9 protein-coding genes are annotated in these 13,176 nt (G+C 56.4%); 7 read left to right on the top strand and 2 right to left on the bottom strand.

The genetic code is table 11. The features are described from left to right. Positions 1 to 253: 253 nt before the first annotated feature. Both gyrB and gyrA read left to right on the top strand, forming a co-directional pair. Positions 254 to 2,287: a DNA topoisomerase (ATP-hydrolyzing) subunit B gene (gene gyrB, locus C1711_RS05520; RefSeq protein ID WP_102338145.1), complete on the top strand. Its 2,034-nt coding sequence runs from the start codon at positions 254 to 256 to the stop codon at positions 2,285 to 2,287. A gap of 21 nt (positions 2,288 to 2,308) precedes the next feature. Further along, entirely contained in the window at positions 2,309 to 5,062 is a 2,754-nt protein-coding gene (gyrA, locus tag C1711_RS05525; protein WP_102338595.1) for a DNA gyrase subunit A, read from the top strand. Positions 5,063 to 5,226: 164 nt separating this feature from the next. Here the strand turns inward: gyrA and C1711_RS05530 are convergent, their stop codons facing one another. Next, the gene (locus tag C1711_RS05530) at positions 5,227 to 5,739 is read right to left on the bottom strand and encodes a bifunctional nuclease family protein (RefSeq protein WP_102338146.1); all 513 of its coding nucleotides are present in this window, start codon (positions 5,737 to 5,739) and stop codon (positions 5,227 to 5,229) included. A gap of 298 nt (positions 5,740 to 6,037) precedes the next feature. On the opposite strand from C1711_RS05530, the gene C1711_RS05535 reads away from it, so the two are divergent. Next, entirely contained in the window at positions 6,038 to 6,703 is a 666-nt protein-coding gene (locus C1711_RS05535) for an HAD family hydrolase (RefSeq protein WP_102338147.1), read from the top strand. Here C1711_RS05535 and C1711_RS05540 read toward each other — a convergent pair. Further along, complete coding sequence (locus C1711_RS05540) at positions 6,700 to 7,776, bottom strand: LacI family DNA-binding transcriptional regulator (protein WP_102338148.1); 1,077 nt, start codon at positions 7,774 to 7,776, stop codon at positions 6,700 to 6,702. The genes C1711_RS05535 and C1711_RS05540 overlap by 4 nt on opposite strands. Before the next feature lie 187 nt (positions 7,777 to 7,963). Between C1711_RS05540 and C1711_RS05545 the strand changes: the two genes are divergently transcribed. The 4 genes from C1711_RS05545 to C1711_RS05560 all read left to right on the top strand — a co-directional run bounded on the left by C1711_RS05545 (position 7,964) and on the right by C1711_RS05560 (position 13,176). Beyond that, positions 7,964 to 9,022, top strand: coding sequence for a YeiH family protein (locus C1711_RS05545; protein ID WP_102338149.1), 1,059 nt, complete (start codon positions 7,964 to 7,966; stop codon positions 9,020 to 9,022). Between the two features lie 345 nt (positions 9,023 to 9,367). Then, positions 9,368 to 10,480, top strand: a complete 1,113-nt coding sequence (locus C1711_RS05550) for a helix-turn-helix transcriptional regulator (protein WP_159060067.1) — start codon at positions 9,368 to 9,370, stop codon at positions 10,478 to 10,480. A gap of 200 nt (positions 10,481 to 10,680) precedes the next feature. Beyond that, entirely contained in the window at positions 10,681 to 11,007 is a 327-nt protein-coding gene (locus C1711_RS05555) for a CDP-alcohol phosphatidyltransferase (RefSeq protein ID WP_102338151.1), read from the top strand. Between the two features lie 438 nt (positions 11,008 to 11,445). Then, positions 11,446 to 13,176, top strand: coding sequence for an ABC transporter ATP-binding protein (locus tag C1711_RS05560; RefSeq protein ID WP_102338152.1), 1,731 nt, complete (start codon positions 11,446 to 11,448; stop codon positions 13,174 to 13,176).

The following is a 13,176-nucleotide window of genomic DNA, read 5'->3' on the forward strand; positions in this document are numbered from 1 at the left end:
TGAGCTTTGGGTGGACGAGTTTTCCACCGCGTGGCTTTTCCACCGAAGGACTTTATTAAACGGTTTTCACCCGTTTTACGGAAATAAATCCATCTTTTTGTCTAGTTACTCCAACATGGTTCCAAAAGGCTAAAAAAGCACTGCTGAGACGCTTGTAGAGGTATTTGGAATGTATTGAGAGACTCTGTTTTCCCTTCGTTTATAAGCTAAAATATGGCAGTTCGCCATTAATTGCACAACAAGGGAGATTTGGGTGGCAAAGAAGAACGAATACGGCGGAAACGAAATCAAGATTCTCGAGGGTCTTGAAGCAGTTCGCAAGCGTCCCGGCATGTACATCGGCTCCACGTCCGCGAGTGGTTTGCACCACCTCGTGTGGGAGATCGTCGACAACTCCGTCGACGAGGCCATGGCGGGTTTTTGTACCAAGATCGAAGTTACGGTTCACGCCGACAATTCCATCACCGTTGTAGACAACGGCCGCGGCATCCCGGTCGATAAACACCCCGTCAAGAAGATTCCGACGCTCGAGGTCGTCATGACGATCCTTCACGCGGGCGGTAAGTTCGACAACAGCGCATATAAGGTGTCCGGCGGTCTTCACGGTGTGGGTGTTTCGGTGGTAAACGCCCTGTCCAAGAGGATGAACGTGCAGGTGCGTCGTGATGGCAAGGTCTATGAGATGGAGTTCAGCCGTGGCAAGACCACGCAGAAGATGAAGCAGATCGGTACTGCGAAATCGACTGGCACCACCACGCACTTCTGGCCTGACGAGGAGATTTTTGAGACCACCGTTTACGACTACGACACCCTGCGCGATCGTTTGCAGGAAACGGCGTTCCTCAACAAGAACCTCAAGATCGTCCTGCGTGACGAGCGCGAGCTTTCGCCCCGTGTGGATGAGTTCTGCTACGCCGGAGGCATCATCGATTTTGTGAAGTTCCTCAACGAGGGCAAGACCGTGGCCGACGGCCTCAAGCGTCCCATTTACCTGTCCGGTTCATCTGAGCCCGATGCACCTGTTGAGAAGACCGGCGAGGTTGAGATTGCCATGCAGTGGAACACCTCGTATTCCGAGACGGTCATGAGCTTTGCCAACGACATCAACACGCCCGAGGGCGGCATGCATATGGAAGGCTTCCGTACGGCCCTCACCAGCGTGATCAATGATTACGCGCGTAAGAACAACATCCTCAAGGAGAAGGACGGCAACCTCTCTGGCGATGATGTGCGCGAAGGCTTGACCGCCGTCGTGTCCGTCAAGCTTGCCGACCCCCAGTTCGAGGGTCAGACCAAGGCCAAACTCGGTTCTTCTTTTATGCGTACCCTGGTGCGCAAAGTTGTTGCCGAGCAGCTTTCCGATTACTTCGAGGAGCACCCCAAGCAGGCGCGCGAGATTATCAAGAAGGCGCAGCAGGCCAACAAGGCGCGTAATGCCGCCCGCAAGGCCCGCGAGGCCACGCGCCGCAAATCGTTGCTCGAGACCGCCAGTCTTCCCGGTAAGCTCGCGGATTGCTCCGTGCGCGACGCCGAGATGACTGAGCTCTTCATCGTAGAGGGCGACTCCGCAGGTGGTTCGGCTAAGGATGGCCGCCGCCGCGACATTCAGGCGATTTTGCCCTTGCGCGGTAAGATTCTCAACGTGGAGCGTGTGGGCGATCACCGCGCGTTCTCAAGCGACACCATCCAGTCGCTCATCACGGCGATCGGCTGCGGCGTGACCAATGGCACGGGCGATGGTGGAGACTTCGACATCACCAAGGCGCGCTACCACAAGATCATCATCATGACCGATGCCGATGTTGACGGCGCGCATATCCGCATCCTGCTGCTCACCTTCTTCTACAAGTACATGCGCCCGCTTATCGACGCCGGGTATGTGTACATCGCCTGCCCTCCGATTTTCGGCATCAAGGTCGGCAAGAAGATTCACTACGTGTATCCCAACGGCCGCCAGTCCGAAGATGAAATCTTGCGCGATTCCATCAGGTCGCTGGGCCTCGATCCCGATGAAGTCGACGAGCCGAATACCGATGCGGCGGACGACGACAAGCCCAAGAAAAAGAAGAAGTACATCGTGCAGCGCTACAAGGGTCTGGGTGAGATGGACCCGGCACAGCTCGCGTCCACCACGATGGACCCCAAGACCCGTATTTTGCAGCGCGTGAACATCGATGACGCTGTGATGGCCGACCGTGCCGTGCGCGAGCTCATGGGTTCCGAGGTGGGGTATCGCCGTGAGTACATCGAGAAGCACGCCCACGATGCTCGATTCCTCGATGCGTAAGGAGTAACTGTGGCAGACGATATGAACAACACTACGGGTGCGGGATCCGAGGGTATGCCCGACGATCTTAAGCGCCTGCTCGCCCGCGCAAGTGAGGATGAGGACACGCAGGACGTCTACGATCCCGACGCGGATGTAGACGAGGAGGAAGAGGACGACGGCGAGCTCGAGGAGAGCTTTGGCAGCAATGATCGCGGTGACGACGCGGGTCTTGATGTCAACGGAGGTCGTCTTCAGGAGTCCGAGTTCGGCCATGAGATGAAGCAGTCCTTCATTGAGTACTCCATGTCCGTTATTACCGCCCGCGCGCTGCCCGATGTGCGCGACGGTCTCAAGCCCGTACATCGCCGCATTTTGTACGCCATGAACATGAGTGGCGTGACCCCTAACAAGGCGCACAAGAAGTCCGCTTGGACGGTCGGCGAAGTTATCGGCAAGTATCACCCGCACGGCGATAGCGCGGTGTATGACACCATGGTTCGTATGGCCCAGTGGTTCTCCATGCGCACCCCGCTGGTCGATGGCCATGGCAACTTCGGTAACATCGACGGCGACGGCGCCGCTGCCATGCGTTATACCGAGTCGCGCCTGGCACGTCCCGCTATGGAACTGCTGCGCGACCTCAACAAAGACACGGTCGACTTCCAGCCCAACTACGACGGCACGCTTTCCGAGCCGGTCGTTTTGCCTGCGCACTTCCCACACCTGCTGGTGAATGGCTGCCAGGGCATCGCTGTCGGTATGGCTACCAACATCGCCCCGCACAATCTGGGTGAGGCTGTTGAGGCTACGTGCTACCTCATCGACAACCCCGACGCCACCGTCGATGAGCTCATGAAGATCATGCCTGGTCCCGATTTCCCGACGGGCGCGGTCATCATGGGTACCGATGGCATCCGCGAGTCCTACGAAACGGGCCGCGGCTCCATCACCGTGCGCGCGAAGGCGCACGTGGAATCCACCAAGACGGGTAAGAACCGCCTGGTTTTCACTGAGATTCCCTACATGGTGAACAAGGGTACCTTGCAGGAGAAGATCGCCACGCTCGTTAACGAGAAGCGCATCGAGGGTATCTCCGACATGCGCGACGAGTCCACACAAAAGGGACTCCGCTTAGTCATCGAGCTCAAAAAAGGTGTTATCCCGCAAGTTGTGCTCAACAACCTGTATAAATACACCTCGCTGCAAACCACGTTCGGTGCCAACAACCTTGCGTTGGTGAATGGCGTTCCCAAATGCTTGTCGCTTCGCGAAATGCTGCAGTACTACATCGACCACCAGGTTGATGTAGTGACCCGTCGCACCCGCTTTGATCTCAAGAAGGCCCAGGCCCGCGCGCATATCCTTGAGGGTTACCTCATGGCGCTCGACCATATCGACGAGGTCATTTCCATCATCCGTTCCTCGCAGACCGACACCGAGGCAAGCGCCCGCTTAATCGATCGCTTTGGGTTCTCGCCCGAGCAGACCGCGGCGATCCTCGAGATGCGCCTGCGTCGTCTAACCGGTCTTGAGCGCGACAAGATCGAAGCCGAGCTCAATGACCTTCGCACGGCCATTGCCTACTATGAGGACCTTCTCGCACACGAGGATAAGATTCTCGGCGTGATTAAGGACGAGATGCGCGACGTTGCGCGTAGGTTTGCCGACAAGCGCCGTACCGAGATCACGCATGCCGAGAAGGACCTCGACGTTGAGGATCTCATTGCCGACGAGGATATGGTTGTCACCATCACCCACACCGGTTACGTGAAGCGTATCCCAGTTGCTGCATATCGTGCGCAGAAGCGCGGCGGCAAAGGTGTGACCGGCGCGAACCTCAAAGAGGATGACGTCATTGACGAGATGTTCATTGCGAGCACGCACGAGTTCGTCTTGTTCTTCTCCAACCGCGGCAAGGTGTATCGCCTTAAGGTTCATGAGCTCCCCGTGGGTACGCGCCAGGCGCGCGGAACCGCAATCGTCAATCTCTTGCCGTTCGAGGAAGGCGAGAAGATCGCGTCCGTGATTTCCTGCCGCGAGTTCCCCGAGGACGAATATCTCATGTTCGCCACCGCAAGCGGCATGGTGAAAAAGACCGTGATGAGTGCGTACGACCGCAGCCGTCGCGATGGCATCATTGCCATCAACTTGCGTAACGGTGACCATCTGCTCGATGTTCGTCGCGTACGCGAGGGTGACAAGATCATCATGGCCACAACCGCCGGTAAGGCCATCATGTTCTCTGAGGACCAGGTGCGCGCTACGGGACGCGATACGAGCGGTGTCCGCGGTATCACCATGAAGGGCGATGCCAAGGTCTTGGGTATGGAGATTACCAACGGCAAGGGTGAGCTCTTCGTCATCACCGAGCGCGGTTATGGCAAGCGCACGCCGATTGCGGATTACCCCGAGCACAACCGTGGTGGCCAGGGCGTTTACACCATTCAGATGACCGAGCGCAAGGGTGCACTTGCGGCCATGAAGGTCGTTGGCCCGCAACATGAGCTGTTCATCATCACCGAGGGCGCAACGGTTATCCGCGTGAAGACCGTCGAGATTTCCCAGACCGGCCGCGCCACTCAGGGCGTGAAGATGATGTCCGTTGCCGACGGCGACCGTGTGACCGCGGTGGCCCGTATGACGAGTGCCAAGAAGAAAGCCAAGGCTCCGGCTGTTGCCGAAGGTCAGGAGGCGCTTGATTTGACGGCGGCGGGTGAAGTAACGCCCGATCCCGAGGACCGTGTGGACATCGGTAACGGTGACGAAGTGCTTGAGGACCTGCTGGAGGAGTAAACACGTCCTAAACGGAGCTTCGGAGTACTTGTCTACCGTGAAACGTGGTTGATTTGGACGCTGATTCACGCGTTTTGGGTTGAAAAAATGGGCTCGCTTCGATGCGGGCCCATTTTTCGTCTTATAAGTCACGTAATGTGCAAAATGATGAATTGGCTGCAATGTTAAAAATCATCCGGCGAGAGCGTGTGGACGAACTCGTCGAACTTCTCAAACTCTTCGGCGTCCGCTTGCTCGGTAGTTGGGATAGAAACAGAGCCCGCGCGGTTCATCACATCATCTTCCACGTAGATGGGTGCGTTTGAGCGGGTTGCAATCGCCAACGCGTCACTGGGCCGTGCATCAACTTTGATTTCCTCTGCGTTTTCATCTGTTGCCGCAAGAACAACGTCAGCGAAGAAGACGGGAGCCTCCCAGCGGTTGATTTCAACGCGCTCGACCTTTGAACCAAGTTTTTTAACGGTGTTGATAAACAGATCGTGTGCGATGGGTCTGCGCGTTTGCTTTGCTGCGTCGACACCGTGACCAATCGATGCCGCCTCATACGCTCCGGTTTGAATGGAGAGCGCACGCAAGGCAGATTCCGAAGAGGTGCCAGACTTGCGCTCGCGCAAGACCACAACGGAAGGCACGGGACCCGATGCCATGATGATGGTTTCGATGTCAACCCGAATCATACGAGCTCCTTTTGCGAACATAATAAGCGCTGTCGCGCAGCGTGAGGGCGATTGCCGATATTTGTTGTTAGGTATGGTACCCAATTATTCGGAAACTGGGAAAACGTTCACACTTACGAATGTGGTTTAAATAATCCTTCTTGATGGTCGCCGGATTTGCATGGTTCGTTGGGCGTAGGTGTTTCGTTCTGCGCTGTGGCTATTATGGGTGCCGTTGCCTTTATGGCGGTCAAACTCCCCAATCACGCGTAGTGCTGTTAGAATCGGGACTGCTTGGCGCTGACAACAAGGGGGTCCTATGTCAATTAAAGCAGTGCTCTTCGATATGGACGGCACGCTGGTCGATTCCGAAAAGGTTTACTTCACTGCATGGGGAACAGCTTCAAGCGCTCTTGGCATCGATTTGCCTAAAGAGCAAATTTTCCAATTTATGGGTCGCACGAAGCAGGAAAACCATACGTTGATCACTGAACTTCTCGATGGCGACGCCGCCCGCGCCGATGAACTTCTCACCTTTCATGAGCAGGAGTTTCTTCGTCTTGCCGACATTGAGCTCGAACTGAAGCCCGGTGCTCGCGAGGCACTTGCCGCGCTGCATGACATGGGGTTGCCCCTGGCCCTTGCCACTTCCACGCACCGCTATTTGACGGAACCGCGCATGGCGCTCTTCGACCTTAAGAAGGAATTCGAGACGGTCATCTGCGGAGATGAAATCGAGCATGGTAAACCCGCTCCCGACATCTTCCTTGATGCCGCGGCCAACTTGAATGTCGATCCCACCGAATGCGTTGTGGTTGAAGATTCGTTCAACGGGATTAATGCCGCCCATGCCGCCGGTTCGTATGTCGTTATGATTCCGGACCTGCATCAGCCCACTCCCGAAATCGAAGAGCTCTGCGACGCGGTACTTCCCAGCCTGTTCGAGCTGCCCGCCTTTATCGAGGACGTGAACAGCCGCTCTTAGAGGTATCCGCTGATGTCGATATCGGGGTCGGCAAAGTCTGTGACGCTGCTTACCCCCGTGCTCGCCCGCGCGAGAAGGAAGGGGCGCACGAACTCGCGGTGGTTCTCAGTGGGCCACGCGTTGCCCACGCGCCGTTTTTCCTCCACCTGTTTGATGAGATAGCGCACGCCCTTCCGGCCGATTTCATATCCCGGAGGGGCGATGGTGGTGAGGGGAACGCTGCCGCTCCACGCCAGCGGGTTGCCGTCGCACCCCGCCACGCGAATGTCGTTGGGGACATTGCGTCCCGTTGCCTGCAGTCCCGCGATTACGCCCGTGGCAAGCACGTCGGAGAGCGCGATGATGAAGTCGGGCTGCTTGGACTCTTCGCGTTTGCCAAGGCCAAACCCGATGGCGTAACCGTCGTGGGCGGAATCCCACGCACCTTCGTCGATGATCTCAAGAACGATGTCGGGGTTGAGTTCCATCGTCTGCTTGATACCGGCAAGGCGTTTTCCCAGTTTATCGAGGTCGTCTTTTCCAAGTACAACCACATGATGCGCACCGCAATCAATCGCGTGCTCCGCCATGAGACGCCCTTGGGCCTCCGCGTCGGCACCCACGAAATACCCCGGCTCCTCGCTGTCGCAATCGAGCCAAACGGTGGGGAGCGAACGCATGGCGCTCGAGGGTTTCCATCCATAGGTATGGATGGGCTGCACCAACACACCGGCCATTTGCGTTCCGGCGAAGTAACTTACGTATTTTTGTCCCAAGTCGTTATCGCTATCGGCGTTGGCAATCAGTAAACCGTAGCCATGCTTGCGCGCCTCGGCATTGGCACCGTTGGCGATTTGCAGAGAGATACCATGGCTCAAACTGGGAAGTACCAAGCCAAACGAGGTGTTATGCCCACCGGCGAGCATGCGCGCGCTTTGGTTGGGAGCGTATCCGAGCTTGTCGATGGCCTCTTGGACCAGCGCGAGTGTTTCAGGGCGTACCTTGTCGGGATGGTTGAGCGCGTTTGACACCGTGCCCAAGGCCACGCCTGCTTCACGTGCAACATCCGAGATGGTGATTCGCGCTTTTGACATTCTCGCCCTCCATTTGCCGATTGACCTCAATTGTAACGTTTCACATACGAGGCATTCCATGATTGCATGTCAGTTTGTCAAAACAAACGACTCGTATCACACGTTTTCCCGTTACAATACGCTCTCGTATCGACAGCATTTCAACGCCGCATGAGACTTGGGTTTCATGCACAAGGGAGGGGAGCTCGTGGAGCTTATCAAGGATTTTGGGAAGATGTGGCGCGGAGTTGCACTGAGTTTGGCCATTGCCGTTCCCGCTTGGCTTCTGGGCAAGCAGTTCGAAGTTATCGGTGGCCCTGTGTTCGCGATTCTCATCGGCATGGTGCTCGCCATCGTCCTGCGCGGCAACGCTGGGTTGAACGAGGCCGCTGCGCCCGGTGTGAAGTACACCTCGAAGAAGATTCTGCAGTACGCGGTTATCCTGCTCGGCTTCGGCCTCAACCTGGGGCAGATCGCCAAGGTGGGAGCCACCTCACTTCCCATCATCGTGGCCACCATCTCGATCTCTCTCATCATTTCCTTTGTTTTATGTCGCGTCATGAAAGTTCCCTCTAAGATTTCCACGCTGGTCGGTGTGGGCTCCTCCATTTGTGGAGGCTCCGCCATTGCCGCGACGGCTCCGGTCATCGATGCCGACGACGAGGAGATTGCGCAGGCCATCAGTGTCATCTTCCTGTTCAACATCATCGCCGCTCTGATTTTCCCCACGCTGGGCACCATCCTCGGTATGACCAACGAGGGCTTCGGTCTGTTTGCAGGCACCGCAGTGAACGACACCTCCTCGGTTACCGCCGCCGCTGCCGCGTGGGATGGTATGCATCCGGGCGCCAACACGCTTGATCAAGCGACCATCGTCAAGCTCACGCGCACGCTCGCCATCATTCCCATCACGCTTTTACTGGCGTTTTGGCAGATGCGTAAGGCCAAGCTCGCCGCTGCGAACGGCGAGGGTGAAGGTGCTTCTGCGGGTTCCTTCGACATCAAGAAGGTGTTTCCGACGTTCATTCTGTTCTTCGTGCTTGCCAGTGTGATTACCACGGTCTTCTCGCTGTCTCCTGCGATTACCGCGCCCATCAAAGAGCTGTCCAAGTTCTTCATTGTGATGGCCATGGCGGCGATTGGTTTTAACACCGACCTCGTCAAACTCATCCGCACTGGTGGTAAGCCCATCTTCATGGGTCTTTGTTGCTGGATCGGCATTGCGGCTGTGTCCCTCGGCATGCAGCATATGTTGGGTATTTGGTAAGGGTGCGTCGTATTTGAGCTGGCATTCGAGGGTGAAACCAGACGAATGTAACGGTGAGCGACGCACGCGAGGCTGAGACCAGACGAATGTGACGCAAAAGAAGCGTAATTGAGATTGAGACCAGACCAACGTTGCATTTTTTCGCTGAATTATGCAACAACGGTCTGGTCTCATTTTCTTTAAAGTGACAATCGCACGATTTCATTCCATCACGCTGTCTACCAGCGGTTTGCAACCGAAAGGTGCATGATAGGAGCAGAAAAAGAAGCCCCTAGTTGGTTGAGTGACCATTATGCTACGCGCACGATGAGCGATGATATACACATCGTAACGAAAGGAACAGACATGGGCTTCCGCGATAATCTTCAGCATTTGCGTGCTGAACGGCATATGACGCAAGAGCAACTCGCCGCAGCTTTGGGTGTTTCTCGTCAAAGTGTTACCAAATGGGAGGCCGAGAAGTCCTATCCCGAGATGGATAAGCTCATCAAGCTCTGCGAGCTGTTTGGTTGCACGCTCGATGACCTGGTTTTGGGAGACCTCACGGGTGACCACGCGGGCGATCCTGCGGCACAGCCCCTCGCAGCGCAGCCTGGGGAGCCTGCCGAACCCGACGAGCCGCAATGCACCGAGGGTTCCGTGCCGCCCGTGGACCAGCCGTCCACCGAGGACATCTATGGCTACGACGCCCACATGCGCTCGTTCTCTCTGTGGATCGCAACGGGCGTAGCGCTGTGCATCCTTTCCGTTGCTGCCGCGTCGGCTTTTGACGACTTCTTTTTTGTTCCGGCATTGCATAACGAAATTTCATTTGCGGCGCCGGCGTTATTCGTTGGCATTTTGCTCGGTCTTGCCTGTCTTATTCCCGCTGGTATCGAACATGCCGCATATGTAAAAGAGCATCCGTACATAGAGGACTTCTATACATCTGAAGAAAAGACCGTCGCTCGCCGTTTTGGAGCGGCGTCAATCGTCATTGGAATCGGACTTATTTTTGCGGCGATCATCGTGGGCGACATTTTGGATGATACGAGTTATCAAGCGGTAACGCTTTTGTTGCTGGTGGCAGCCGGTGTTTGGGTCATCATCCGCGGCGGCATGATGTGGAACCGCACGAACATCGCCGACTACAACAAAGAGGCACTCGAGGACCTCAGGCTCGAGGACATCGAGAACGCCCAGCTCGACGACGAGCACAAGCAGCACCTTGCCGAGTCGATTCGCGGGAAGCGCGGGCTGAGGGCTCGCGTCACGAGCACTGTGTGCGGAACCATCATGCTTGTGGCGACAATCATCGCCCTGCTCTGGCTGTTCTCCGGACCCATCACCTCCGGCGGATGGGACAACGTGAAGTGGGCGAGTGCTGCTAACATGTTCTGGGTGCCGTGGCCTATCGGCGGCATCTGCTGTGCCATCGCGACGCTCATCATCAACGCCGTCATCCCCGACGAGGAGTAGGGGGTCGCGCTCCTCGCTCTCACGCGCGCAGTATACAGATGGACATTTCGTGTATGCATTCAGGTCGCGCACCGCTGCTCGAACTATATCGCCGCCTACCTAATTTTCCTGTCAAAACATGTATAAGGCGGGAAAGATGGGGTTATCGGTTATGCAAGCGCCTGCACAGACGATAGGCGCCTAAGAGATAGGAGACGACGATGGGTTTGAAGGCGGAACAGGAAATCTCCCTGGATTTCGAAGAGCTTTTGGGCTACCTTCGCTCTAAGACGCGCGTGTTCATGGACGTTGACGGCCATGAGTACTACATCACCCATACCGATGGGTACTGGCGCGTGCAGGATTGCGAGAAGCTGAACGACAAAGGTCGTTTCTCCGATTGCTCTGAACTGGTTACCACGCTTTCCGAGCTCGTCGAGCTGCCTTGGCTCGACGGCAAGAGCGTCCACGATCTCACCGCTGGCTCTACGTTCTACGAGTCCATCCAGGAAGGCTGGGAGACCCCCGGCGCTCCCGTTGAGGAGTAGGCGGATTTCACGTTCCTTCTCAGCTCAATGAGACAGTAAAACGGCGTCGTTTTTCTTTGCTTGTGGATCTGCGGCGCACCTTACACATCTCTAACAAGGCATTCGATATCAATTACGTGGCTGACCAGCGGTAACCACCTGTTGCTTTGCTTCTGAGAGATTGACCTGTTTCCGTCCGCAGTGAATGACCAACAGTAATCGCCTGTTTGTTTCCGCAGTCTGGGTACTTGCGGACATGCTGTGAAGTTAACGTTTCGTCGGAGCGTAACCCGCCTGCACCCCGATGTGAAACGTGACTTACCCATAGAACCAGTCTACAATTTTGTGGACTGGTTCTTTTTTGTCGAAAAGCCCTGCGAAAAGAACGACCTGAAAACAAACAACCGAGCGTGATGCTGCGCGGATGCTACTGTGCGCCGCTCGCGGGAGGACGAGTGTATGAAATTGCTATTCGAGGTCATGAGGCCGTATAAAAAGCTGGCGATTATCACCTTTTTGGCACTTGTTTTGGATATTGCGGGAACGCTGTATGTTCCCACCATGCTCGCCGGCATGATCAATCAAGCTGTGGAAAGCAGCAGCACCGACTTCATTCTCAACCAGGGAATTCGCATGTTTGTGGCATGCTGCTGCGCAAGCGGCGGCGCTTTGCTGGGCAATTATCTTTGCGCGCGCCTGTCCGCTTGTATCGGTCGCGATATTCGCCAGCGCGTGTACGACGCGTCGCTGACGTTTTCGGGGAGCGATTTTGAAGAATTCGGAACGGGTTCGATGATCACGCGCACGTTGAACGACGTCAACGTGATTCAGCAGACGCTCATGCTTGCCCTGCAGGCACTGGTTCCCGTGCCGCTCATCTGCGTCATGGGCACCGTGCTCACCTTTGCCATTGACGTGCAGATGGGTACGACGATGCTCGCGGCGGTTTTCGTGGTCATGGTGCTCGCCGTACTCGCGGTGAAAAACTCCGCTCCATTGTTCGAGAAAATGCAGACGCTCATCGACCGCATGAACGTGGTGCTGCGTGAGAACATGGTGGGCGTGCGCGTTATCCGTGCGTTTGGCAAGGAGCGCCACGAAGAGGGCCGTTCCGCGTGTGTGTTCACTGACTACGCAAACGCTGCGATACGAGTGAACTGGATTTTTGCGGGTGTGGACTGCTTCACGTTCCTTTCGATGAACATCTCCGAGGTTGTGTTCATCTGGCTGGGTGGCAACCGCGTGGGTGCGGGTGCCATGGAGATCGGTAGCATTTCCGCCGTGATCGAGTATGCCATGCTCATCATGTTCTACATCATGATGGCCCAGTTTGTGGCGCTGATGATCCCGCGCGCGTTGGTGTGCCTCCAGCGTTGCAGCGATGTTGTTTTCAAACAGCCGAGCATTCGCGATTGCTCTGTTGCCGGCACGGGAGAACCGCAGGTCGAGGATGATGACGTGGTTGCCGCTTTCAAGCACGTGTCGTTCCGTTTCGATGATGCGGATGAAGAGACGCTGCACAACATCGACTTCCATTGCCGCCGCGGGAAGACGACCGCGATTATCGGTTCCACCGGATCGGGCAAGTCGACCATTGCGAAGATGATGCTGCGCTTGCACGACGTGAGCGAGGGCTCGGTGACGTTCGGCGGCGTCGACGTGCGGGAAATGACCCAGCACGAGCTGCGCAGTCACATTGCATACGTGCCGCAAAAGGCCTGGTTGTTCAGCGGAACCATTGCAAGCAACCTGCGGTATGGAAACGAGGACGCCAGTGATGTCGAGCTGCGCCACGCGCTCGATGTTGCGCAATCCGACTTTGTGTGGGGTTTGTGCGATCGCCTTGAGGCGCGTGTCGCGCAGGGCGGCACGAACTTTTCGGGTGGTCAGCGGCAGCGCCTGGCCATTGCCCGCGCGCTGGTGAAGAGGGCAGACCTCTACATTTTCGACGATAGTTTCTCTGCGCTCGATTTTAAGACGGACGCAGCGCTGCGTCGCGCGCTCAAATCGGAGACGAAAAACGCTGCCGTGCTGATCATTGCCCAGCGCATCAGCACCATTCTGCATGCCGATCAGATTGTGGTGCTCAAGGACGGCCGCATCGAGGGCAAGGGCACGCACGAGGAGCTTATGGAGAGCTGCGAGGTGTATCAGGAGATTGCCAAGAGCCAGATGAAGGGAGGCGAATAG

Origin of the sequence: Collinsella provencensis (genome assembly GCF_900199705.1) — a bacterium.
Taxonomy (GTDB): Bacteria; Actinomycetota; Coriobacteriia; order Coriobacteriales; family Coriobacteriaceae; genus Collinsella; species Collinsella provencensis.